Annotated in this window: 18 protein-coding genes; 15 read left to right on the forward strand and 3 right to left on the reverse strand. The window is 59.7% G+C overall.

Going from position 1 to position 24525, the window contains the following annotated elements:
* Positions 1-337: 337 nt before the first annotated feature.
* The 12 genes from Mal15_RS03005 to Mal15_RS03060 all read left to right on the forward strand — a co-directional run bounded on the left by Mal15_RS03005 (position 338) and on the right by Mal15_RS03060 (position 17691).
* A complete protein-coding gene (locus Mal15_RS03005; protein WP_147866401.1) occupies positions 338-943 on the forward strand; it encodes an RNA polymerase sigma factor in 606 nt (201 codons plus the stop codon).
* Positions 940-2430, forward strand: coding sequence for a serine/threonine-protein kinase (locus Mal15_RS03010; RefSeq protein ID WP_147866402.1), 1491 nt, complete (start codon positions 940-942; stop codon positions 2428-2430). Before Mal15_RS03005 ends, Mal15_RS03010 begins: the two co-directional genes overlap by 4 nt.
* A gap of 3 nt (positions 2431-2433) precedes the next feature.
* On the forward strand, positions 2434-3987 hold the full coding sequence (locus Mal15_RS03015) for a tetratricopeptide repeat protein (RefSeq protein ID WP_147866403.1): 1554 nt from the start codon (positions 2434-2436) through the stop codon (positions 3985-3987).
* 616 nt (positions 3988-4603) lie between these two features.
* Complete coding sequence (locus Mal15_RS03020) at positions 4604-5224, forward strand: TlpA family protein disulfide reductase (protein ID WP_167546611.1); 621 nt, start codon at positions 4604-4606, stop codon at positions 5222-5224.
* Positions 5218-7224, forward strand: coding sequence for an ATP-binding protein (locus tag Mal15_RS03025; RefSeq protein WP_147866405.1), 2007 nt, complete (start codon positions 5218-5220; stop codon positions 7222-7224). Before Mal15_RS03020 ends, Mal15_RS03025 begins: the two co-directional genes overlap by 7 nt.
* Positions 7221-9044, forward strand: coding sequence for a hybrid sensor histidine kinase/response regulator (locus Mal15_RS03030; protein ID WP_147866406.1), 1824 nt, complete (start codon positions 7221-7223; stop codon positions 9042-9044). The genes Mal15_RS03025 and Mal15_RS03030 overlap by 4 nt, the downstream gene beginning before the upstream one ends.
* The gene (locus tag Mal15_RS03035) at positions 9041-10231 is read left to right on the forward strand and encodes a response regulator (RefSeq protein ID WP_147866407.1); all 1191 of its coding nucleotides are present in this window, start codon (positions 9041-9043) and stop codon (positions 10229-10231) included. The genes Mal15_RS03030 and Mal15_RS03035 overlap by 4 nt, the downstream gene beginning before the upstream one ends.
* A gap of 3 nt (positions 10232-10234) precedes the next feature.
* Complete coding sequence (locus tag Mal15_RS03040; protein ID WP_147866408.1) at positions 10235-11473, forward strand: HD domain-containing phosphohydrolase; 1239 nt, start codon at positions 10235-10237, stop codon at positions 11471-11473.
* Positions 11474-11841: 368 nt separating this feature from the next.
* Positions 11842-14034: a PSD1 and planctomycete cytochrome C domain-containing protein gene (locus Mal15_RS03045; RefSeq protein ID WP_167546612.1), complete on the forward strand. Its 2193-nt coding sequence runs from the start codon at positions 11842-11844 to the stop codon at positions 14032-14034.
* Between the two features lie 2 nt (positions 14035-14036).
* Positions 14037-15443: a DUF1501 domain-containing protein gene (locus Mal15_RS03050; RefSeq protein ID WP_147866410.1), complete on the forward strand. Its 1407-nt coding sequence runs from the start codon at positions 14037-14039 to the stop codon at positions 15441-15443.
* A gap of 120 nt (positions 15444-15563) precedes the next feature.
* Positions 15564-16610, forward strand: a complete 1047-nt coding sequence (locus tag Mal15_RS03055) for an NAD-dependent epimerase/dehydratase family protein (RefSeq protein ID WP_147866411.1) — start codon at positions 15564-15566, stop codon at positions 16608-16610.
* Positions 16611-16632: 22 nt separating this feature from the next.
* Entirely contained in the window at positions 16633-17691 is a 1059-nt protein-coding gene (locus Mal15_RS03060; RefSeq protein WP_147866412.1) for a dihydrodipicolinate synthase family protein, read from the forward strand.
* 399 nt (positions 17692-18090) lie between these two features.
* On the opposite strand, the gene Mal15_RS03065 is transcribed toward Mal15_RS03060, so the two are convergent.
* Entirely contained in the window at positions 18091-19065 is a 975-nt protein-coding gene (locus Mal15_RS03065) for a hypothetical protein (protein ID WP_147866413.1), read from the reverse strand.
* Positions 19066-19187: 122 nt separating this feature from the next.
* Between Mal15_RS03065 and Mal15_RS03070 the strand changes: the two genes are divergently transcribed.
* Positions 19188-20234 (forward strand): hypothetical protein, encoded by a 1047-nt coding sequence (locus tag Mal15_RS03070; protein WP_147866414.1) that lies wholly within the window; start codon positions 19188-19190, stop codon positions 20232-20234.
* A gap of 61 nt (positions 20235-20295) precedes the next feature.
* Here Mal15_RS03070 and Mal15_RS03075 read toward each other — a convergent pair whose 3' ends face one another.
* The gene (locus tag Mal15_RS03075; protein WP_233903249.1) at positions 20296-20937 is read right to left on the reverse strand and encodes a PEP-CTERM sorting domain-containing protein; all 642 of its coding nucleotides are present in this window, start codon (positions 20935-20937) and stop codon (positions 20296-20298) included.
* A 96-nt stretch (positions 20938-21033) separates the two neighbouring features.
* On the opposite strand from Mal15_RS03075, the gene Mal15_RS03080 reads away from it, so the two are divergent.
* Both Mal15_RS03080 and Mal15_RS03085 read left to right on the forward strand, forming a co-directional pair.
* Positions 21034-21927, forward strand: coding sequence for a glycoside hydrolase family 16 protein (locus Mal15_RS03080; protein ID WP_147866416.1), 894 nt, complete (start codon positions 21034-21036; stop codon positions 21925-21927).
* Between the two features lie 306 nt (positions 21928-22233).
* On the forward strand, positions 22234-23232 hold the full coding sequence (locus Mal15_RS03085) for an Acg family FMN-binding oxidoreductase (protein WP_147866417.1): 999 nt from the start codon (positions 22234-22236) through the stop codon (positions 23230-23232).
* A 30-nt stretch (positions 23233-23262) separates the two neighbouring features.
* On the opposite strand, the gene Mal15_RS03090 is transcribed toward Mal15_RS03085, so the two are convergent.
* Positions 23263-24507 carry a PQQ-binding-like beta-propeller repeat protein gene (locus Mal15_RS03090; protein WP_167546614.1) on the reverse strand — a complete coding sequence of 415 codons (1245 nt, stop codon included), beginning with the start codon at positions 24505-24507 and terminating at the stop codon, positions 23263-23265.
* Positions 24508-24525: the final 18 nt, after the last annotated feature.

Below are 24525 nucleotides of genomic sequence, written 5' to 3' on the forward strand. Positions count from 1 at the left end.
ACTCGGCAAACGAATTGATAAGATAAAAAGGACAACCCGACTCGCCCGCCTCGGCCCCCTAGCGTGGCGGATCAAAATGTCTTTGTCAAACTACGGATGCGGTTGGTCGAGCGGTCCCTAACTCGCGATGCTGAACATCCATCTCGCTGGCCGGCGATCCCTTGCTTCGAAGGATGGCTTCAGGGGAAGGAAATCTTTCACAAAAACCGCCCGTCTTGATGACAGATTTGGTTCCGTCGCGTGAGTAGGACTCTGTGAAGACGCCCGAGTTGTGCCTCAAAACAGCGTCGGCCCTCAAAAACAGCGTCGGCCACCCCATTCCCACTCTATTTCCCGAATGTCCGTTCCTGACACACGACCGAGCCTGTTGATGCGGATCCGCGATCCGCGTGATCGTCAGGCCTGGACCGAGTTCTCGGCGTTGTACCGCCCCGTCGTGTGCCGAATGGCGAGGCAGCGGGGAATGCAGCCGGCCGACGCCGAGGATTTGGCTCAGCAAGTTTTGCTGGCAATCTCGCGAGCGATCGAAGGATTTGACGTCGACAACGGCCGAGCGAAGTTCCGAACCTGGCTGAAGACGATCGCCCGACGCGCGATCATCAACGCGCTGACCCGCGGTGTGCCCGACCGAGCCGTCGGCGGCAGCGACGTGATCGACTTGCTGAACCAACAGCCGGCCGACGACGAGCAAACGCAAACGTTGATGATGCAGTACCGCCGCGAAATCTTTTTGGTCGCCGCGTCGCAGATCCGCGACGAATTCCAGCCCCAGACCTGGCAAGCGTTTTACAGCAGCGTGGTGCTCGGTCATGACGTTCGGCAGGTCGCCGAAACGCTGGGACGTTCCTGCGGCAGTGTCTACACGGCGCGCAGCCGCGTGATGAAGCGTCTGAAAGACAAAGTCCAAGAACTCGATCTCCGGGGAGACCGCGACGAGCGATGAAAACCAAACGCACTTCCTGTCGCGTCGACCAGATCGAAGCCTTTCTGGCCGGATCACTTCCCGACGCCGAGCTCGCCCAACTGGAACAACACCTCGAAACATGCACCCGCTGCGATGCCGAACTGACTCGCCGGACGGCCGACGAATCGTTTTGGGATGATGCCCGAGCCTTTCTTCATTGTGCCGGTGACATTCCCGGTGAGCATGATACCGAAGACGCGCCGCTGCCCACTCGTACCGATGCAGACGATGGAGATCCGTCCGGCGACCGGCGCGACGCCCTCGGTGGTGCCGTCGGATTCCTGGATCCCACTGACGATCCGAACATGCTGGGGCGCTTCGGCGGCTATGAGATCTCCGGTATCATCGGCCAAGGTGGAATGGGCGTGGTGATGAAGGGCCGGGATGTTTCGCTGGATCGTTTCGTCGCCATCAAGGTGCTCAGCCCAGCCTATGCCGGTCACTCTGCGGCGCGAAAACGCTTTGCCCGCGAAGCACAAGCCGCCGCCGCCGTGCTGCACGATAACGTGATCGCCATCTATGGCGTCGATCAATGGAATGACATGCCCTACCTGGTCATGCCTTACATCAAAGGCGAATCGCTGCAGCAGCGCATCGATCGTGCCGCGCCGATGTCGATCGAGGACATTCTGGGGATTTCACTTCAAATCGCTCGCGGGTTGGCGGCGGCACATGACCAGGGACTGGTCCACCGGGACATCAAACCGGCCAACATCTTGATGCCAGCCAGTGTTTCCCGAGTGATCATCACCGATTTCGGTTTGGCTCGAACGGCCGATGACGCCAGTTTGACACGCAGCGGTGTGCTGGCCGGGACGCCCCAGTACATGTCGCCCGAACAGGCCAAGGGGGAAGCGGTCGACGGCCGCACCGACTTGTTCAGCCTGGGCAGCGTGATGTACGCCATGGCGTGCGGTCGTCCACCCTTCCGTGCCGAAACGCCCTACGGCGTACTCCGCAAGATCACCGACCAGGCACATCGGCCTCTATCGCAACTGCGCGAAGATCTGCCCGGTTGGATGGGGGAGACCATCGACCGATTGCTCGAAAAGGATCCTTCACGGCGGTTTAACGATGCCCACGCGTTGGCCGACTACCTGGAGGATTGTCTGGCCCATCTCCGCCAACCCACGACGACGCTGCTGCCTGCCCTGCAGCCGACAAGGAAGCATCGACCAGTCGCGTTGTTCAGGGGGCTGTTGGTCGCTGTCGTTCTGGTCGGCGGATGGTTCGCGATCGATCGACTCACAAATCAACAAGTCCCGCGCAATCAGACCGGTGAGCACGATACCAGTAATCCGTCAGCGTCGCCCCGAAGCAATCCACTTCTGCACGACGGTGACCAAACACATTTGCGGTGGGAGTTTGATACGACACCACTGGACGAATTGGAAACCGAACTTGATCTCTTACTTGAACAATCCGCTACCGACCCATTTGCCGACCCATCATCAATCTCGGAGTGAACAATGAACACCAGAAAACTACAGTCCGTTGCTCTGGTTCTGCTCGGCGTCCTCGGCATGCATGTGGGCACGGCGTCCACCGCGGTCGCGGAACTGTTGCCGCCAGACAAACTTGCATCGTGCCAGATGCACGTCATCGGTATTTACTCGCCGGAGGACCATAGCACCGACGACCGAGTGTTCGTCACCGTGCAACCGACGGGGCAACCGATCGTGTTAGTCATGAGCGGCTATTTCGGCGCTCAATGGAATTTGGAGATCTCACCCGACGCCGACGTTCGCCAAGTCATCGTCGCCGGCTATTTCGAACACGGTGTGGTCGGGATTCCCGAGAGCATTCCTACCGAGGTGATCACCTATTTTCCCGCGGCGGACAAAAGTCGCAAAGACTACTTCTGGGCTTACGCGTGGCATACCCAAAACGGCCGCGAACTACGGGCGCGGCTGAAGGATATCACGGGGCTGGACATCACCACCTTTCAGGGCCAGTACTCCGGCAAGCGGTTTGTCGTGGACGGAAAGAATGGCAGGGTCGCTGATTTTACCTCCGAGTCGGGCCCCGATTCGGATCACATCGCCAAGTCAGACAAGAACGCACACACGTTGGAAAACCAACTCCGCCGAGACGCAATGGAGGCCAAACGGCATCTGTCGCGGTTATCCGATCGGGTCGCGAAAAACCATCCTGCCCTCAAGCAACTCAAGGAAAACCTAGACCTGATCGACGACCAGCTCGAACGCATGGGCGCCGCACCGCTGGCAACGGTGACCGATCAATCGACGGCACAGCCAAAAACAACTCCGTCGGCGGAGTCCGATCAGCGCAGTGTCATCGAATCCCTGGTCCGACAATCATTCCGATTACAGATGCAACTGCAATTGGCCCGTATCGAAAAAGCCGAAGCCGATTTGCAACGGATCAAACACCAGTTGAAACAACGTCAAGAAGCGGCCGAAGAAATCATCGCCGCCCGCGTGGAAACATTGGTCAACCATGACGCGGCCGCCGCTGCTCGCGAGTCGAAAGTGGCGGATCACGAACCGAAAGTGCCGGCATCGGTCCACGCCAGCGAGGGTTGGAAGGCCTGGCGGACGCACAAGCCCGGGGATGCCTTAAAGAGCTTCCTGAAGGCGGTGGAGATGGAACCGGAAAACGAAGTGGCGTTGAACGGACTGGGTTGGACCTACGTGCATCTGGGCGAGTACGAAAAAGCGATCGCACAATTCAAGAGGATCGACAGTGAATCGCCGGTTCAGGGCGCCGCGCTGAACGGGATCGGCCAAAGCCTGCTGGCGATGGGCAAGCTGGACGAAGCGGAAAAGGTCCTGCTCGATGCGACCGAGAAAACGATCGCAAAAGAAGGTGAAGCGAGCGCTGCCCGGATGGGATTGGCCGCCTGGTACGGGTTGGTTCGCGTCTACCTGCAAAAGCAGGACAACGATCAAGCCAAACGGTGGAGTGAACGTTACCTCAAGCACAAGCCGGACGACCAAATGATGAAGGAGATGTTCGAGCAAGCCGAGGCGGCAACGGGCACGACGTCGGCGGAAGAATGAGCCGGTAAGAATCCGTCCACGTGATCCTCGCCGGGAGGGCAAGTGACATCGGCGTTCAATTCTCTGCCTCGTTCCCGGGCTCTGCCCGGGAACGCACTGCAAACGGCGGCTCCTGCCACACGCGCCGCGTGTAACGCGAGGCGGAGCCTGGGCTGCGCAGAATCATTCGATTTGTTCGCGTTTTCGTTCGTAGGATTTTGGCGTTTTCGATTCCGCTACACCCGCTTGGGATCAGCCGTTTTGCGCCAGCCTACGGGCCTACACCGACGCTGGGGCCCGAACGCTTGCGCGAATCGGCTGATGCCACTCGTGTTTCGTCACCCGATGGCGGCTGTGAGTTGACCATCCATCGCGGAGTGATTTCGCTGGGATTCCGAACCACCGCAAACTCCAGATTTTGCGCAGCCCAGGCGGAGCCTCTGGAAATGTTCGTTTCCAGGCGGAGCCCGGGAACGAGAGAAGGCGTAAGCCCCTCGCCAGGGAGTGCGAACCGCGTCAACGCTCGACCGGCACGCGCTGCGGGATTCCCCTCAAAGCGTCATCGATCCGTTGCCAGCCGACCGGCCGCGACCAACAGATAGTGATGGCGTCAGATAAACGAGAGGGGGACAGCAGGATGAATTCACGGCCGATTCTATTGATGACATTTGTCGCACTGTTTGCGATGTCGGCGATCGGCTTCGTTCAGCTGACGGATTATTCCAGTCGTCCCGGAAAGTCAGGGCAGGCGCCCCGACGGGTGACGGACGTGGAACTGTGTGACACCTCCTTGGCGGGCACATTTCCTTCGGCCGATGTGCCGACCCTGCTGGTCTTCTACCACCCGAAATGCCCCTGTACCGCGGCGACCGTACGGGTCTTGGAAAGGCTGCAGCCACGATTTCGGCCCTCACTGCGAATCACGGCCGTCGCCTATTGCCCCGGCGACCAGGATGACGCCTGGATCGAGACCCGAACGACAACGGCACTTTCAAAACTCACCACGTCGCAGGTCGTGGTTGACCACGGCGGCAGACTGTGCAAACGATTCGGTGTCTACGTTTCCGGTCAGGTCTTGCTTTACGACGGCGAAGGCCGATTGTCGTTCAGCGGCGGAATCACGCCCTACCGCGGGCACGAGGGAGACAGCCCTTCGTCCCTGGATCTGTTGAAACGAATCAATGAGCCGCACGATGACCTCGGCTCGTGGCCCGTCTTCGGATGTTCGATGCTTTCGGATTCGGAGCGGCAATGGTGACCGACAGTGCCCGGGCGATCGAGAGTGCCGACACGCTGTTTCGCAAGCGTTACAAGAAGGAATGTTTGCGCGTCAGCGGATTCATCCAGTGGTTGATGGTTTGCCAGTGGTTGATGGGAATCGCGTTCGCCGCGTTTTACTCCCCGCTGACCTGGATCGGAAATCAATTCGAACCGCACGTTCATCTTTGGGCCTCGGTATTCATCGGCGGTTCGCTGTCGGCGTTCACGATTCTGTGGCTGCGAACCTACCCCACCGCCGCCCACACGCGTCACGTGGTCGCGACGACGCAGATGCTCTGGTCGGCGTTGCTGATCCATTTGTCAGGTGGTCGAATCGAGACGCACTTCCATGTCTTTGCCTCGTTGGCAATCCTCAGCATCTATCGTGACTGGACGATCTTGATCACGGCGACCGCGGTCATTGCGGTCGACCACTTTGTCCGCGGGGTGTTCTATCCGCTCTCGGCGTTCGGCATCGTGACCGAGAGTCCCTATCGCTGGATCGAACACGCCTTGTGGGTGCTGTTCGAGGTCGCTTTTTTGGCCCCCGGGTGTCGGCGATTGCGTAACGAATTCCGCGAACTTTGCGCGCGGCAAACGGAGATTGTCGAAGCGAAACGGTCGGTGGACATCAAGGTGGACGAACGCACCAAAGATCTGGTCAAGGCCAACCTGTTGCTGGCGATCAAGACCGCCGAAGCGGAAAAACTGGCCTTGGTCGCCAAGTACACCGACAACGCGGTTGCGATCACCGACGGCGACGCCAACGTCGAATGGGTCAACGAAGGGTTTACCCGCATCACCGGATTTGAAGCCGACGAGATCATCGGCGCCCCGGAGTCCGGATTTCAATTCGGCGAACTGACGTGCCCGCAAACGTTGGCGGACATGCGTCGTGCCATCGACGCCAAACAGGCCTTCAATGCAGAAATGGTCAGCTATCGCAAGGACGGCACGCCCTATTGGATGGCGATCGAACTGCGACCGATTCCCGGCAACTACGGAACGACAGAACGATTCATCAGCATCCAAAGTGACATCACCGATCGCGTCGAAGCGGAACGACAAAACCGACTGCTGCAGCAAGAGATCGTCGACGCCTCGCGTCAAGCCGGTATGGCCGAGGTCGCCACGGGCGTCTTGCACAACGTCGGCAACATCCTCAACAGCGTCAATGTTTCCGCCTCGGTCATTCGAAAACAATTCGAAAACAGCGCCCTGAAAAACTTGGAGAAGGCGACCGACCTGATTTCCCAATACGAATCGTCACTGGCCGAATTCATCGAACACGACGACCGCGGCAAGAACCTTCCCAAGTACCTGGTGTTGGTCGCTCAGTCGTTGCGAAACGAGCGCGTGTCGGTCGACCGAGAAATCGGCGATCTGACCAAAAATATCGAACACATCAAAGAGATCATCGCCGTCCAGCAGACCATGGCCAAAACTTCGGGGCTGCAACAGGAACTCCACGCCAGCGAAATCATTCGCGACGTCATGACGGCAAACAAAGAATCGTTGACCAACCACGCCATCGAGTTCATTGAACAGGTCGCTTCGCCCGAGCCGACCTTGGTTTCCGACAAACACCGGATCTTGCAAATCCTGATCAATTTGGTCTGCAATGCCAAAGATGCATTGCTGGAGGCGAACGTGCCCCAGCCGAGGATCCTGCTGCGAACCTGGACACAACAGGACCACGTTCTCTTCGAAGTCACCGACAATGGCATCGGTATCCGCAGCGAGGACATCAACAAAATCTTCCAGCACGGCTTCACCACGAAAGCCCACGGTCACGGATTCGGGCTGCACAGCAGCGCCAATGCTGCCACCGAGATCGGCGGACGACTTTCGGCGACCAGCGCGGGGATCGGAAAAGGCGCTCGCTTTGTTCTGCGGCTGCCGGTCGACGCGCGTGACACCGTTGACAAACACGACCACCACACCGACAGCGTTGACGACATGGACTTGTCTCCACTTGATTCCGGAGAAAACGCATGAGTGGCTCCAAGGCGACCGTCGAACATCTTCTGGTGATCGACGACAACGAAGCGATTCACAATGATTTCCGAAAAATCTTTGCGACGCCCGATCCCCAGGACGAATTGCTGGCCTTGGACGCGGCGCTGTTCGGTTCGCCGCCGACGCCCCGTGAACCGGCCCCTCACTATCAGCTCAGTTGTGCCCGCCACGGCCTCGAGGGGCTTCAATTCGTCCAGCAAGCCAAACGACGCGGAATCACCTTTGGAGCGGCGTTCGTCGACATGCGGATGCCGCCGGGTTGGGACGGCGTGCAAACCATCGAGCGACTTTGGCAGGTCGACCCAGACCTTCAAGTCGTCGTTTGCACCGCCTACTCGGATCAAAGCTGGAGCGAAATCGCCGAAAGGATCGGACGCACCGACAGGTTGCTGGTGCTGAAGAAACCGTTTGATGAAATCGAGGCGGTTCAACTGGCGACGTCACTGTGCGAAAAACGTCGTCTGCTCCGCTGTCACCGGCAGAACCTCGATGATCTAAAGCAGGTCGTCGCGTCACAACAGTCAAAACTCGATTCGGCTCACCACGACGCCGAGGTGCTGATCGCATCGATTCCCAGCGTTCTGGTCTGCTTGGACCGGAATGGTTGCATCACGCGTTGGAATCCCCACGCCGAAGCCACGTTCGAAATTCGTCTTGATGACGCGATCGGCAAAGTGATGACCGAGTTGCCGATTGCGTGGACCGACCAAGCCGAATTGGAAGCCTTGCTACACTCCCAGCCGGCGAATGCCCCTTGCCACGACGAGATCGGCTTTACGGACCGCTGCGGACGTCGTCGCACGCTGGACATGCGCACCAGCCCGCTCACTCAGGCGGACTCTGGTGTCACGTTGCTGGTCGCAACCGATGTGACACGGCAACGGTTCATCCAGGATCAGCTTGATCAGTCGCGACGACTGGAGTCGGTCGGGCAACTCGCCGCCGGGGTGGCGCACGAAATCAACACACCGATGCAGTACATCGGCGACAACGTCCGTTACGTCGCCAAAACAATCGATCGATTGTCGCAGTTGCTCGACTTGCTGCCGGCGTTGGTCGATGAAACCACGTCCGATGCGCAATTGCTCTCTCTGCGTCATTCGATCGATCGGTGCGACAACGCGCCCAAAATCCGGTCATCGCTGAAGCAGATTCCGGACGCGTTGGCGGACTCAATCCAAGGCGTCCAGGCCGTTTCGAAAATCGTTGCCGCGATGAAGGAATTCTCCCACCCCGGGACGGGCAAGACGACCAGACTTTGCATCAATCACGTGTTGCGGTCGACCATCACCGTCGCCAGAAACGAATGGAAATACGTTGCCGAGGTTGAAACGCAACTGGAAGACGACCTGCAACCGATCGACGGTTTGCCCAGCGAATTGAACCAAGCGTTTCTGAACATCATCGTCAACGCAGCGCACGCGATCGGCGACCGCATCGACCGAGGGGAATTCTCTAAAGGCACGATCTCGATTACGACCCGCAACCTGGACGATGGTGTTGAAGTGACGATCACCGACAACGGCGGAGGCATCCCGGTCGAGGCCCGTAAACGCGTCTTCGAGCCGTTCTTTACGACCAAGTCGGTCGGCAAAGGCACCGGCCAAGGTCTGGCGGTCGCCCACTCGGTGATCGTCCATAAACACCGGGGCAAACTCTGGTTCGACGTTCACGAGGGGATCGGGACGACCTTCACGATCCAGATCCCCCGCGTGGCCCGCACGGCCTGTGCGAATCATCTCGACATCGAATCCGTGTTTCATGAGACGTGGCCCGAATCGATCGGAGCAATTTCATGAAGATTCTGCTGGTTGACGACGAAGAACGCGTGCTCCGTGGCGTGTCGCGGTGGATCAAAGGTGAAATCGACCAATGGGAGGTTGTCACGGCGGCCTCCGGTGCCGAAGCGCTGCGATTGTTGGAATCGGGGAATTTCAACGTCATTGTCAGTGAGATGCAGATGTCGGGGATGGACGGAGCCGAATTGTTAAGCAGGGTCGAACAACGTCACCCCGACGTGTTCCGTGTCGTCCTGTCCGGGCAAGCAGACCGCGACACCGCGCTCACTGCGGTTCAGCCGATGCACCAATACCTCTCCAAACCCTGTGATTTGAACGTTCTGGTCGATGCCATCAAGCGTGCCGAAACGTTTCAGGCGACGATCACGTCGCCGGCCGTCTTGGATGCGATCGGCCAGGCAAATGGTTTGTCGTCGGTCCCGGGAGTCATCAGCGAGATCAACGCGGCACTGGCGGGCGAACGCTGGAATGCGCAGTTGATCGCGACCATTGTTGCGCGTGACCCGATGCTCAGCGCCAGAACGTTGCAGGTCGCAAACTCGGCCATCTTTGCACTGCCTTACCCGGTATTGGACGTCAATCACGCGGTGTCGCTGGTCGGGGCTGATGTGATCCTGGGGCTGGCACTGTCACAAGCAGTCATGCTGCGCAGTGTCGACGAAACCGCCATCCGGTCATCTCACGCTTTGTTCAATCACTCATTCCAGGTCGCGGTGTTGGCCAGAGAATTCACCCGCCACCTTCACCCCAGCGATGACACCTACGGGGCGGTGTTCAGCGGCGCGTTGTTGCATGACATCGGAAAACTGATCCTGATGGACACCTTTCCCGACCAGTATTCCAAACTGCTGAGGGTCTCTGTCGCGGAGAACCGCCCGCTGTGGGAATTGGAACTCGACGGGATCGGTGCGACGCATCAGGGCGTCGGTGCTTACCTGCTCGCGCTGTGGGGACTACCCGCCGCGATTGTCGAAATCGTCGCATCGCACCACAACTTCGACGTCTGCTCACGCCGCAGTTTGGACTGCCAAGTGGTCTACGCCGTGAATTGGCTCTATCACGGCGGTGATGAAGACATCATCGATCGCGGGCTAAAAAGTGCCAACCACACGGCCCAAGCGAGCACGCTGGCAAAACAGTTATTGAAATGGAAACACGACGCTCAAATCATGGCAGTCCAAGAGTAATCGATGAGTAACCAACGAATCCTGTTCGTCGACGATGACGCGAATCTGCTGGGCGGAATCGTGCGTCAGCAGGGCGATGACTTTGATCTAACCACCGCGCTCGGCGGCGAAGAAGCTTTGCAGTTGATCGACCGACAGGGACCGTTCGCCGTCGTCGTCTCCGACATGCGAATGCCCGCCATGAATGGCATTGAACTGCTCAAACGCATCCGAGAGGTCTCGCCCGACACCGTCCGGATCATGTTCACCGGATTCGCGGAACTCGATTCGACCATCGAAGCGATCAACGAAGGCCACATCTTTCGCTTCTTGGCCAAACCCTGCAGCGGGAAAGATCTTGCGGCAGCGCTTCACGCCGCGCTGCGGCAACACGCCCTGATCGCGGCGGAACGAGAATTGGTCGAAGGCACACTGCACGGCAGCGTCAAAGTGCTCAGCGAAGTGCTCGGTTTGGTCAGCCCGTTGGCGTTCGGCCAGTCGGCACGCGTCCGCGCGATCGTTGACGGCATTTTGAAACGCGTTCCGATCCGAGACCAATGGCAGTTGGAGATCGCTGCGATGCTTTCCTCCCTCGGTTGTGTCACCCTACCCACCGAGGTGCTTGAGAAAAAGCTTGACGGCGAAAGCATCGCCGTGGAGGAAGAACGGCAGTTTGCCAAACATCCCAAACTGGCCGCCGACCTGCTCAATGCGATCCCACGGATGGAACATGTTTCCCGAATCATCCAGTTTCAAAACGTCGACATCAACGTCGCCACGGTGGACGGCATCGCGGTTCCGATCGAATGTCGCGTGTTGAAGTTGGCCATCGACTTCGACCTGAAAGAACGGTTCTGCGAGAGCCCGCTGCATGCACTGAACGAGTTGAAGGAAAACCGAGCGGCCTATGACCCGACGTTCTTCGCCGCGCTGGACGATTTTGTCAAACGCGAGCGGAACTTCCGACACGTCAAACTGAACTTCCACGAAGTCGTCCAAGGCATGGTGCTGGCCGAGGACATTCGCTGCCAAACGGGCACGTTGCTGATGAGCAAAGGCCAACGCTTGACCGGTTCGGCCATCCGTCTGTTGGAAAATTTCTACAAGAACAAAAGCCTGAGCGGACCGCTGAAAGTGATCGTCCGGAGTGATGCCGGCGATGTCGAACAAGAATTCTGTCCCCTCGGAGGCCCTTCCGCAGAGATCCCACTGACACCGGAAATCCCGCTGCCGCCGTTTGATATGACACTTTCGGACATCTGATCGATCCGGGGGAAGGGACGGTCGGCGGATCGCTGTTAGGACGTCCTTTCCAGGTCCTCGCGCGGGGCGCGCTAGCGGACGACGGCCCGGAAGGGCCATCGTACATCGCAGCGGCGGCTGGCGGATTGAAGGTACGACGTCCTTTTCAGGTCCGCGCGCGGGGCGCGCTAGCGGACGACGGCCCGGAAGGGCCATCGTACGAAGAGCCATCGTACATTGAGGGGGCGAGACGCCGACGCCTGTGGACGTGAGATTGGGTGCACGCACGGTTGGCTGATGCGGTACAATGTTCTTCCCGCCTCAGCCCTCCCCCTCCACACCACGGTGCCGCCGTCGTGCCTACCCCCAGCGTCCATCGAGCATCCGTCTTGACAAGCGCCTTGCTGGCCTTGGCCTGTTGCGGCAGTGGAATCGTTCCCGCCGCGGAGCGAGACGCCGAATCGATCGATTTTTTCGAACGAAAGATCCGTCCGGTCCTGGTTTCCCGCTGTTACGAGTGCCACTCGTCCGATGCCGATTTGATCCAGGGAGGCTTGCGTGTCGACGATGCCCAAGCGATGTTGCGCGGAGGCGACTCGGGGGCGGCGGTTTCACCCGGCCGACCGGCTGCCAGCTTGCTGCTGACCGCGTTGCGATACGATGGCATGGAAATGCCACCCGATGAACCGTTGCCAGAGCGTGTGATCCGCGATTTCGAAACATGGATTCGATCCGGCGCCGCCATGCCGGATCTCGACGGCTCGAGTGATCCACATCGCGAACCGACCACAGAATCGGAAATCGATTGGGACCAAGCGAAACAGTTTTGGGCCTTCAGCCCGCCCACGTTGCATCAACCCGATGAGATCGAAGGTCACGACACCGACCGATCGTCGTGGGCCGCGACGAAAACCGACCGTTTTGTGCTGGCTCGGCTTTCCCAGAACGGGCTGGCTCCCAACCCGGCGGCGTCCAAGGCGACGTGGTTGCGACGCGTCACGTTTGATCTGACCGGATTGCCGCCGACGATCGATGATGTCGACGCCTTCAACGCCGACCACACTCCTGACGCCAAGCTGCGGGTGGTCGACCGGTTGTTGGCGTCACCCCAGCATGCCGAACGCTGGGCGCGCATTTGGCTGGATGTCGCGCGGTTCGCCGAAGACCAGGCGCACATCGTCGGCAACAATGATTCGCTGACCTACCCGAACGCGTACCTGTATCGCGATTGGGTGATCCACGCCTTGGCCGACGACATGCGCTACGACGAATTCGTCAGCGATCAAATGGCGGCGGACCTGAGACACCCCGACGACCCGGACCGACATGTCGCGCTCGGCTTCATCGGGCTGGGACCCAAGTATTACCGTCGCGGCGATCCGGAGGTGATGGCCGATGAATGGGAGGATCGCATCGACACCGTCTCACGTGGCTTGCTGGGGCTGACCGTCGCCTGCGCCCGCTGCCATGACCACAAATTCGATCCCGTGCCCACGACGGACTACTACGCAATCGCCGGCGTGTTCGCCAGCACCGAGATGTTCAATCGGCCGCTGGATGATTCGGTCAAAACAAAAGCAGGCCAAGCGGAAAAACCGCAAGACGCCATGCACATCGTTCGCGAAGGGAATCCGCGCGATTTGAAGGTGATGATCCGCGGCGACGCCAAACGTCTGGGCGAATCGGTCCCGCGAGGTTTCTTGACCGTGCTGGAACGGCCTGTTGATTCAACAGGCCGTGAAACCGTCGACAACGACGATCCACCAAGCGATGATTTCCAAAACGGCAGTGGCCGCGTGGCGCTGGCCGACGCGATCGCGGATCCCTCCAATCCGCTGACCGCCCGCGTGATCGTCAATCGCGTTTGGCACCAATTGATGGGAACGCCGATCGTGGCAACCCCCAGCAACTTCGGCTCGCTCGGCGCCCCACCGTCCCACCCGTTGCTGCTGGATGATCTGGCGGTTCGATTCATGAACGCGGGATGGTCGTTGAAGTGGCTGCAACGGGAAATCGTGTTGTCATCCGCCTATGGACAAAGCAGCGACATCGATTCGGCCCAATCCGAGGTCGATCCGGACAACCGCTGGCGTTGGCGGATGCCCCGGCGACGATTGAGCTTGGAAGGCTATCGGGATGCCATCCTGGCCGCTTCCGGCCGACTTGACACGACCATGGGTGGCCGGTCGATTGATCCCCAAGACACAGCAACGGGGCGGCGAACGGTTTACAGCCACGTCAGCCGGTTGGATCTGAACCCGATGTTGGCACGGTTCGATTTCCCGGACCCGAACGCGCACAGTCCCGGCCGACACGAAACGACCACTCCGCTACAAAAACTGTTTTTGCTCAACAGCCCATTCCTGATTCACCATGCAGAAAAGCTCGCCGAACGGATCCGTCACGGCGGGCAGACCGATCGCGAGCGGATCGAGTTTGCCTACCGGTTACTTTACGGCAGACCACCCGGCGACCAAGAACTCGGCCTTGCGGAGAACTTTGTCGCCGATGGAAGTGACGAGCGTTGGAACGGCCTTGCGCAGACGCTGTTGATAAGCAACGAAATGTTTATGTTGGATTGATCATGCACGATTCCTTTTCCCGCCGTCGCCTGTTCCTTCGCAGCGGAGCCGGATTCGGGTCCGTTGGATTGATGTCGGCGTTGGCATCCGACCGTGTGCTCTCCGGCGATCTTGCGATCGGCGACGGGTTGCACCACGCCGCACGCGCCAAACGTGTGATCTTTCTGTTCATGAATGGCGCGCCGTCACACGTCGACACGTTCGATCCCAAACCGATGCTGGCCAAGCACGCCGGTGAATCTCCCAACGACCATTCGGTCGACAAAAAGAACCGCGCCGGCGGGTACATGCCGTCACCGTTCAAGTTTGCCGCTCACGGTGAAAGCGGCGTTGTGATGAGCGAGCTGTTCCCCAAGTTGGCCGACCATGCGGACGATTTGTGCGTCGTGCGATCGATGCACACCGACGTTCCCAATCACGAGCCCGGCTTGTTGTTGATGCAATCCGGGCACCAACAGCCGACGCGTCCCAGCATGGGATCGTGGTTGTCGTACGGTCTGGGCAGCGAAAACGCCAATCTGCCTTCGTTCATCGCACTCTCACCCGGATTGCCCGTCGTCGGTCCGCAACTTTGGTCCAACGCGTTCTTGCCCGGACAGCACCAAGGGGTCGAGATCGACACGAATCACTCCGACGTGGAGAAGTTGATTCACAACATCCGCCACCCGCACCTGTCACGATCCGACCAGCGCCAGCAGTTGGATTTGCTACAGCAACTGAATCAGATTCACCGGCAGCAACGTCCCGGCGAAACTTCCTTGGAAACGCACATTCGGTCGATGGAGATGGCGTTCCAGATGCAACGTGAAGCGTCCGAAGCGTTTGATCTGGAGCGTGAGAGCCAACGGACGCGTCAGGCCTACGGGGATTCCGAATTCGGCCGCAGTTGTTTGTTGGGTCGCCGGTTGCTCGAACGCGGCGTCCGGGTCGTCCAAGTGTTCTATGTGAAAAAGAACAGCAAGCAGCCTTGGGACACCCACCGGAACAACAACTCCGGCCACGAAAAACTGTGTGCCGACGCCGATCAAGTCACCGCGGCTCTCTTGGCAGACCTGAAAAGCCGCGGGATGTTGGACGACACGTTGGTGATCTGGGGAGGTGAGTTCGGACGGACCCCTTATGCCCAGGTCGATAAAGACAAAGATCCCAAGAAAGCGGGTCGCGATCATCATCACACCGGTTTTTCGATGTGGCTGGCCGGCGGCGGCGTCCGGGGCGGGGTGATGCACGGGGCGACCGATGATTTTGGCATGCACGCGGTGGAAAAACGCGTTCACGTTCATGACCTGCACGCCACCGTGCTGCACCTGATGGGGATCGACCACACGCGACTGACCTACCGCTATTCCGGACGCGATTTTCGTCTGACCGATGTTCACGGCCGCATCGTCGACGACTGGTTCGCGTAAACTATCCCGACGCGCGAGCGAGGAGCGTTACGCGGCCTTTCGCTCACGCGTCGCGCCTGGTAAACCCACAGGCCGCCGAGAGTCTGGAAGCCCTTCCCACTGACCCAACCACGACACCGCATGACCACTACCGCCGGCCTGCCCGATCGGATCGAAGACGAATCGCAGTTGGAGACGTTGTTGGTGGCGCCGTCGGCGGAACTCGTTGAATTTGCCGCGTCGCTTTCCGGTCCGATCGTTGTCCTCGGGGCCGGCGGCAAGATGGGGCCGACCTTGGCCGCCCGGGCGCAGGCCGCGATCGACCAGGCCGGCGCCGATGCCCACGTCGTCGCGGTCAGCCGGTTCTCCGACCCGGCCGCGCGCGAATGGCTCAAGGGGTATGGAGTCCAAACGATCGCCGCGGATTTGCTGTGCCAGGATTCCCTGTCGCAATTACCCGACGCAAACACGATCGTTTATTTGGTCGGGTCGAAATTCGGAACTCGGCAAAATCCGTCGCACACCTGGGCCGTCAACACAATCGCCCCGGCGCTTGCGATGCAACGCTATCCCACCTCCACCTTCGTCGCATTGTCCACCGGAAACGTCTATCCGTTCTCGCCGATCGACCGCGGTGGTTCACTCGAATCCGATCCGCTCGCTCCGGTCGGAGAATATGCCTATGCGGCTGTCGGACGCGAACGCATCTTCGATCACTTTTCGCGTCAGGATGGTACACCGGTTGCCATGATTCGTTTGAACTATGCCACCGATCTGCGCTACGGCGTGCTGACCGACTTGGCCACCAAAGTCGCCCGCGGAGAAACGATCGACTTGGCGCAAGGCTATTTCAATTGCATTTGGCAAGGCGACGCAAACGACTTGATCCTCCGCGCGTTGCCGCTGGCCGAGTCGCCTCCCCGACCGATCAACTTGACCAGCGTGGAAACCTTTTCGGTTCGCGAGGTCGCCACCAGGTTTGCTGAACTGATGAATTGCAGCGTCCGATTCAGCGGCCAGGAATCCGAGACGGCGCTGCTGAGTAATGCCTCGCAGTGCAGCGAACTGCTCGGTGCCCCGGCGACACCGATGCAGCAGGTGATCCGCTGGACGGCGGATTGGGTGCAGCACGGCGGACGGCTGTTGGGCAAACCGACGCACTTTGAGGTTCGTGATGGTGCCTTCTGATGGAATCAACCCGGACGCTCCGATGCCTCCTTCCTGGGTGACCCAGGCGATTCGCGGCGGCATTGTGATTCCCGCGCATCCGCTGGCGCTCGATCCCGATGGGAACTTTGACCAGCGCAGCCAACGCGCCCTGACACGCTACTACCATGCCGCCGGCGCCGGCGGTTTGGCGGTCGGCGTTCATACCACGCAGTTTCACATTCGTGCCCCCCAGCACAACCTGCTCCGGCCGGTGCTCAGCCTGGCGGCGGAAACGGCACGGGAGCTGGACGCGGCCAGCGACCGGCAAACGGTCTTGATCGCCGGGATTTGCGGCCCGACCGACCAGGCGGTGCTTGAAGCCGAACTGGCCCGGGATCTCGGCTATCACATCGGATTGTTGTCGCTGGCGGCACTGCCCGACGCGAGCGATGATCAATTGATTCGGCACTGTCAGGCGGTCGCGAGGCGGATTCCGATCTTCGGGTTTTACTTGCAACCGGCCGTCGGCGGGCGAATCTTGTCGCTGGACTTTTGGAGACGGTTGGCGGGGTTGCCCAACCTGGTCGGTATCAAGATTTCGCCGTTCGATCGATACAAGACACTGGATGTCGTTCGCGCGGTCGCCGAGGCACGTCGCGGGAACGATGTCGCACTCTATACCGGCAACGACGACACCATCGTGATTGATTTGTTGACCGACTATGAAATCCGAATGAACGGTTACGCGAAGCGTCTGCAGATCGTCGGCGGTTTGCTGGGGCACTGGGCCTGCTGGACTCAAAAGGCCGTCGAACTGCTGCAGACCTGTAAAAGTGCCCGTCAGTCGGATCAGATGCAACGCGGATTGCTGACGTTGGCGGCGCAGGTGACCGATTGCAACGCGGCATTATTCGATGCCGCGGGCGGGTTTGCCGGTTGCATCGCCGGCATTCAAGAGGTGCTGTTCCGTCAGGGCCTGTTGCGCAGTCCCCGGTGCCTGGATCCCGACGAACGACTCTCGCCGGGCCAACGCGAAGAAATCGATCGCGTTTACAACGCCTACCCGCACTTGACCGACGACGAATTCGTCACCCGAAACCTGGACGCCTGGTTGCGCTGAAAGGGATCCCCGTGGGAGAGGCTTCCAGCCTGTCGTTATCGCATTTTTCAGTAGCGGAACTCGCCAACGGCCTGTTGATTTGATCAGCCGTATGGCGCGAGCCTACGGGCAACGGTGCGTCTTCTTGGCGTTCGAAGGCCCGTACGCTTGCGCGAAGGCCCGTACGCTTGCGCGAAGGCCCGTACGCTTGCGCGAAGGCCCGTACGCTTGCGCGAAGGCCCGTACGCTTGCGCGAAGGCCCGTACGCTTGCGCGAAACGGCAGATCCCACCTGTGATCGGATTAAATCAACAGGCCGCCCAGCGTTTCGCTCGGCCTCGGCGAATCGCCGAAAGTCTTGGCGACTTCCGCTACGACTCTTCCCGATCATTCATCGGCGGCCCCCTCTTCCACGCCACAATCACCAGACTGCGACGACGTCGGCCGACGGTGCGATCGACGACCGAATCCACTTCAAACACAGGTCAAACGGCTGGCCGATGCCTTCGCGGAAATCCGTCTCTTTGCCGCCGACTTGCAAGCACGCCGGTCGAGCCCCGATGCTCCAGGCGGAACCCGACGTGCCCTGGCGAAATGTGTCGATCTGGGAACGGCCGACGCGGACACAATCCTCCAGGATTCGCGATCCCAATTGAAATCCGTCCGGAAAGACCTCTTCGCCGACAAAGTCACGATCGCCGTCGGGCGGATAGGTGCGGCCGCGTCGATGCCCCATGACCGCGCGGTGCACTTGGCGAACACTCATCAACGAAATTGCCGGTGGATGGACGCTTTCGATCAGACCGCAACGCAGGAGTTTCGCTTCGGTCTCATTCTGGTCGCCGATGATCTCCAACACCGCCAGGTCTATGTGATTGCGTTTCGGCGGCGTCTTCAAGCGTCGGCACCGAAAGGTGACCGTCGGATTCACCCGAACCGAAACGATTCGCAATCGGGTCTGGTCAAACAGATGGCCGACCGTGGCCAGTCCCCATCGAATTTCGCCGTCGTCATGTTTCCAGCGCAACAAGAACCCGGCCGTCGCGCTGTACCGGCCGACGTTCACGCGAGCGCCGGTGGGGACATAGTCGCCGAGTGATTCGACGTCCGACCGAATCCGCAGCCGATCGAATTTGCCGTCGCTGCGTTTCAGCCGGATTTTAAAGTGCGCGGGAACTTGTTTGGCCCTCGCCACGCGGCGGCGTTTTTTGGGCAGATAGACCCGAATCGCAAGTTGCCGCCCCGCGGGTTTACCGGCGGAGTACTTTCGGCCGATTCCGATTTCGCATGACTGTCCCGTGATCTGTTTGACATGACGCTTGGCGGTCACTGCGACGCGTCGCCACTGGTCCGCGCTCAGCTGGTCGTATCGCTTGATCGTTACCGCCGACATCATTCGTCCAATCCCACCAACTGTTCTGACAGTCCGGTCACTCGCTGCGGGTGAACCAACACTCCCCCCGGGACCGATACCCCCCGTGGGAACCTACTTTGTCGAACCATGGATGGGAGACAGAAATGCGTCACAATTGCGCGGCCCGATCGGTCGTGACAGCAACCTTGCTGGCGGCAACCGTTATCTGCGGCGGATGCGCGCCACGGGTGCGAGTCCGCCAGGCGCCCGGTCCAGATGATACCGGCATCCGGTACTACCGCCCCAAGCCGTACTTGCGGGTCGAACCGGGCGGCAGCGTCGTGACCCAGGGCAAGGTTTCCACCACGACGCCGAGCGACGAGTTCGTTGCCATCTCCCTGGAATACCTGCCGGACTTTTCCGAGGAGTATTCGATCGACGTGCGTCCTGGATTGGGAACGGCCAACGTGTCGGTCGGATTGACCGACGGATGGAACCTGACGTCGCTGAACCAGGAGCTGGATTCGCAGTTTGATGAAAACGTCAAAGCGATCGCCGACTTGGCCAAGGCGGGCGCGGGCTTTATTCCGTCGGCCAAGCACTCCGGCGGCGCCGTCACGGGCAGCACACAGAAGTTTGTCGTCGCGGCGACCAACGTACCGATCGGGTACTACGAATCGGTGATCAGCAAAGACGCTTGCGGCAAGAAGCGACTGTACGGCTGGCGGTACATCGGCTTTCTGCCCTTCAGCCCCTGTCCGACCGAGATGTGCGGCACGCAACAATTGCCCTGCGGCGCCGTGCCCTCGGATCTGTTCGGAATGGTGTTCGACAACGGCGTGATGACGTTCAAACGGCTCGATGCGATTCCCGAGATTGCCGACACCACGCGGCAAAGCGTCAGCACGGGCCAGTTCGTCGTCAGCGCTTCGCGACAAGAAAAGCTCGATGCCATGGCCGGCGCGATCCGAAAGGCGATTCTTCAAAACGACGGCGTCGAATCGATCGTGCAGGTCAACCAAGGCGACGACAGCATGTCCGTTCAGTGGGACATCGAACTATTGGGCGCGACCGCCAAGAACACGACTCGGGAGCGATTCATTAAGTCGCTCGTCCAACACGAAGCCGTCGAACAGGCATTGCACGATTTGGGAGACCCGATCCCCCAGATCCAGCCGATCGCCGGGCTGGCCGTGCCGACAAAGAAGTAGCGTTGCCCGCCCATCGGGCCAATCATGCTGGGAGTGCGGCGTGCAGCCAGGTGTTTTGTATTCAGGCAGACGACCAACGCCGGCGTCGCGTCACCGCTGCCGTGCCGATTGCGGCCAAAACCAGCAGGGACGACGGTTCCGGGATCGCCGTGATCTGCTGGATCGAAAAGGCATCCACCGCGGGCGATCCGTTTTCGCCGCGGACGATCAGACGATAGGTGTCGGCACTGGATGTATTGAAATTCATCGTCTTGGTCACAAACCCGCTGCCGGTCGGCACGTCAAACACACTGCCTCCGCCGAGGATCGAGTTAACGCCGCGGACGATGTCGATCCGCACGCTCGCGTCGTCCGACAAATCGGCGGTCGCCAGTTGGAACGAGAGCTGATAAGAATCCGCGTCGAGCGTGAGGTCCTGCCAAATGGTAGCGACGTCGGGCGCCGTCCCCATGATCAATGATTGGTCGCCATCGAGCGCCGTCGGTGGTGACGCTCTGGTGACCAGCACGGCCGACGCCGATGCCGAATCGACGACCCATCCCACGTCGATGGTTTGCCCGGGTAAGAAAAAGTCGAAAGCACTGGTGTCCGGAATGTCTGGAATCTCAAACGATCCGTTGGTCACCACCGCAGCGCGCGCCGCCACCGGGTTGATCAACGCGAACACCAGCGACGCCAGCAACAAAGTGGAAGCGAGCTTCATCACGGCTTTACTCCAAGGTGCCCCTTGGTTATCGCGTAGATTATAGCGTACTTGATCGGTGGAGACGCATCTTTCTTTCCTCCCTGGAGCTTCCGCATGAATCATCACTACGATCTGTCGGTTTGCCTGCTAACCTGCGTTCGCTGTTGCTTTGTTGTGTCCGCCGTCCTCGCGTTGTCGGTGCCTTCCCCTGGAGAGGGGCTTGAGGCGGGCAAGGTGCTCTGGTCGGACGAGTTTGATGGACCGGCGCTCGATCGCACGATCTGGACGCATGACGTGGGTGGGCACGGCTTCGGCAATGGGCAACTGGAGTACAACACCGATCGACCCGAGAACGCTTACGTCCGCGATGGCAACTTAGTCATCCAAGCTCGGCAGGAAGCCTATCAGGGAAACGCGTTTACTTCGGCGAGGATCCACACCCGAGGAGGATTTGCGTTCCAGTACGGAGACCTGGAAGCGCGGATCAAGTTGCCCGACACGGCCGACGGAATTTGGCCGGCGTTCTGGATGCTCGGCAACAGCTTTCCCGAAACCGTGTGGCCCAAGTGTGGCGAAGCCGACATCCTGGAAATCGGGGGCAAGGATGGCATCGAGAGTGGACTTCAGCATCGTAAGATCAATTGCGCCTTGCATTTTGCCGGCGTCGGCGAACAAAAGACCAGTCTGGTCGAGTGGTACGACGCACCGGAGGACCTGCACCTGGATTACCACCTGTACAGGATCTCATGGACACCGACGCACATGAAGTTTTTCTTAGACGGCAAAGAGTTCGGTTCCTGGGACATCACCGCCCCGGAGATGCAAGAGTATCACCAACCCTATTTTCCGATTCTGAACGTCGCGGTCGGCAGTTGGACGCATTCCTACACGGGACTCGACAAACCAGAAAAAATCACGGCGACGTTTCCGGCGCGGATGTACGTGGATTGGATCCGGCTGTATGGCCACCCGAACACCAAGGTCTATCTGGGGGGCGAGCTACAGTAGGTTCGAGTTTAACAAACGTGGACACACTGACAGGCATTTGTTGAAACGCTTCACATCGGTTCACGGACGTCGCGACGATCGATCGAGACGGAGCATCGAAACCGCGTATTTAAAGTCTCCCCGCCCAACCGTTTGACGCTAAACTGAGGTTGCTCGAAAGGTTTTCGATCACACGACGTTGGCGGTGATCGGTCCAGCCTTCGATGATGCGCAACGTGTGACGACCGGTTTGCCCGCCACGTATTAGGACAACGTCCGCCGACTTCTGCTCGGCGATTCCACGCTTCTAATCCAGGCAACAAACCGATGAACACGATTGCGTATCCAAAACCACCCGCAACCCTCTCCGAGCGTCTGCTCGATGCTGTGGGGCATGCGGTGAAAGCTCCTTCGGGGCACAACACCCAGCCATGGCTGTTTCGCTTGAAGTCCGGTCAAGTGGAACTGTTGGCGGATCCGCGACGGGCCTGCCCCGTGGTCGACCCCGATAACCGCGAACTGACGATCAGTTGCGGCGCGGCCCTGTTCCACTTGAGACTCGCGCTGAACTGTGATGGTTTGGCCACGATGATCCGTGTGCTGCCGATCGGGCGTGAGGAAAACTTGATCGCGCGGGTGATGGTCGCCGGCCCGCACGTCCCCAGCGACGACGAACAGATGCTGTTCGAGGCGATCCCCAAACGACGAACCAATCGGTTCCCCTTCAGCAAACAAACCGTTGATCCAGAGTTGCAAACCGAATGGATCAATGACGCAAAGTCCGAAGGCGTATGGATTCATTTGATCCACGCCGAGCGTGAAAAACACGCCGTCGCCGATCTGATCAGTGAAGGCGATCGCCAGCAGGCCGGCGACAAACACTTTCGACGTGAGCTTGCCAAATGGATCCATTCCAACACCAGCTCGCGACGCGATGGGATCCCCGGCTACTCGCAAGGGGTCAGTGATTTCGCGTCGCATTTCGGATGGCTGGCCGTCCGCACGTTCGACTGGGGCGACGGGCAAGCGGCCAAGGACCGACAGCTTGCCGAAGGCTCACCGCTGTTGGCGGTGATCGGTACCGACGGTGACACGCCTCGGGATTGGATCGCATGCGGCCAGGCGCTCTCCAAAATCTCGCTCCGCGCCGCGTCCTGGTCGGTCGACGCGTCGTACCTGAATCAACCGATCGAAGTCCCGCAATTGCGAACCAAATTGGCCGAACTGATCGGCCGAAAGACTTACCCGCAAATCTTGCTGCGCCTGGGGCATGGCAACGAAGTCAAGCCGACGCCCAGGCGGAGTGTGGAGGATGTGATCCTCTAACAGGCGATAACGTGGTGCGAAGCGATCAGGTTATCCGCTGATGTCGTAGCACCAAATGGTGCCGCCGTGGCGGATAACCAATTTGCCGTCGACGATGATGGGGTAGGTCCACGCTTTGCCCTTGACTTCCGTCGGCGCGCCGGGGGGCGTGAATCGGGTCAGTTCTTTGTAGCCTTCACCCGTGGCCTCGATCACGGCGACATCGTTGTTCTCGCCATGGGAGAAGATCTTTCCATCGGCGTAGCACAGCGAGGCGGCTCCGATCCCGCGATCTTGCCACTTGATGTCACCAGTTTCGAAGTCGATACAGATCTGGGTGGGGCCCGACGTTCCGAACAGCAGGCCGTCGACCAGGATGTTTCCGCCCATTCCCGAGGGCATCGTCCGTTCGAAATAAACTTCCTCGGGTTCAGACTCGCCGGCCGAGACACGAACGAGACCGCCGCCGACACGGCCTGCACCGGTGTAAACAAGGTTGCCACTGACGACCGGGGTCTGCACATTGGCGTCTTTGTCCGATGTGCCGGTGTATCGCCAAAGCAATTCGCCGGTTTCTGCCTTGAGTCCGACAACACCTTTGGAGAGAAACAAAACGTACTGCTTCGTTCCCGCGATCGTCGCGACAACCGGAGAAGAGCATCCCGCGTCATCGGCTTGCGCAAGCGGTGCCTTCCAAATCGGTTTGCCGTCGGATTTGTTCAACGCCACAACCGTCGCCTCCGATCCGCCGGGTGAACAGATCAATGCGTCCCCATCGATCAGCGGCGATTCGGCATAGGCCCATTTTCCCGGCTTGCCACCGAAATCGGAACGCAGGTTTTTGGACCATTTGATCGAACCCGACTTGGCATCCAGGCAGGCCAGATCGCCATCGGAGCCCAGTGCATAAAGCTTGTCGCCATCAATGGTCGGAGTCGATCGGGTGCCGGGATACTGCGGCCCCTGGTTCTTTCCTACCGGACCGATCTTGGTCGCCCAAAGCTTTGATCCATCGGAAAGCGATAGGGCGACGACCTCCTCGGCTGCCAAGCTCTTGTTGCTAATCACGTACGCGATTCCACCGGCCGCCGAAGGCGTCGAGTAACCGTCGCCAAGGTCGTCGGTTTGCCAAAGTAGTTTGGGCCCCGCTGCGGGCCAGGAATCCAGGAGTCCTGATTCCGAGGATTTTCCATCGCGTTCCGGGCCTCTCCATTGCGGCCAATCGTCAGCGGGGGCGAACGTGTACACGAGCGTCAGCAGAACTGGGAGTCCCGCAAGTCGGTTGATAATTCTCATGGATCTACCTAGGTGATC

This window comes from Stieleria maiorica, from assembly GCF_008035925.1.
Lineage (GTDB): Bacteria > Planctomycetota > Planctomycetia > Pirellulales > Pirellulaceae > Stieleria > Stieleria maiorica.

Bases quoted from the DNA above. Each gene is read 5' to 3' on its own strand.
- Mal15_RS03085 (WP_147866417.1), top strand. From the start codon at position 22,234: ATGAACACGATTGCGTATCCAAAACCACCCGCAACCCTCTCCGAGCGT.
- Mal15_RS03075 (WP_233903249.1), bottom strand. From the start codon at position 20,937: ATGAAGCTCGCTTCCACTTTGTTGCTGGCGTCGCTGGTGTTCGCGTTG.
- Mal15_RS03005 (WP_147866401.1), top strand. From the start codon at position 338: ATGTCCGTTCCTGACACACGACCGAGCCTGTTGATGCGGATCCGCGAT.
- Mal15_RS03070 (WP_147866414.1), top strand. From the start codon at position 19,188: ATGCGTCACAATTGCGCGGCCCGATCGGTCGTGACAGCAACCTTGCTG.
- Mal15_RS03055 (WP_147866411.1), top strand. From the start codon at position 15,564: ATGACCACTACCGCCGGCCTGCCCGATCGGATCGAAGACGAATCGCAG.
- Mal15_RS03025 (WP_147866405.1), top strand. From the start codon at position 5,218: ATGGTGACCGACAGTGCCCGGGCGATCGAGAGTGCCGACACGCTGTTT.
- Mal15_RS03020 (WP_167546611.1), top strand. From the start codon at position 4,604: ATGAATTCACGGCCGATTCTATTGATGACATTTGTCGCACTGTTTGCG.
- Mal15_RS03040 (WP_147866408.1), top strand. From the start codon at position 10,235: ATGAGTAACCAACGAATCCTGTTCGTCGACGATGACGCGAATCTGCTG.
- Mal15_RS03090 (WP_167546614.1), bottom strand. From the start codon at position 24,507: ATGAGAATTATCAACCGACTTGCGGGACTCCCAGTTCTGCTGACGCTC.
- Mal15_RS03010 (WP_147866402.1), top strand. From the start codon at position 940: ATGAAAACCAAACGCACTTCCTGTCGCGTCGACCAGATCGAAGCCTTT.
- Mal15_RS03060 (WP_147866412.1), top strand. From the start codon at position 16,633: ATGCCTCCTTCCTGGGTGACCCAGGCGATTCGCGGCGGCATTGTGATT.
- Mal15_RS03030 (WP_147866406.1), top strand. From the start codon at position 7,221: ATGAGTGGCTCCAAGGCGACCGTCGAACATCTTCTGGTGATCGACGAC.
- Mal15_RS03065 (WP_147866413.1), bottom strand. From the start codon at position 19,065: ATGATGTCGGCGGTAACGATCAAGCGATACGACCAGCTGAGCGCGGAC.
- Mal15_RS03035 (WP_147866407.1), top strand. From the start codon at position 9,041: ATGAAGATTCTGCTGGTTGACGACGAAGAACGCGTGCTCCGTGGCGTG.
- Mal15_RS03080 (WP_147866416.1), top strand. From the start codon at position 21,034: ATGAATCATCACTACGATCTGTCGGTTTGCCTGCTAACCTGCGTTCGC.
- Mal15_RS03050 (WP_147866410.1), top strand. From the start codon at position 14,037: ATGCACGATTCCTTTTCCCGCCGTCGCCTGTTCCTTCGCAGCGGAGCC.
- Mal15_RS03015 (WP_147866403.1), top strand. From the start codon at position 2,434: ATGAACACCAGAAAACTACAGTCCGTTGCTCTGGTTCTGCTCGGCGTC.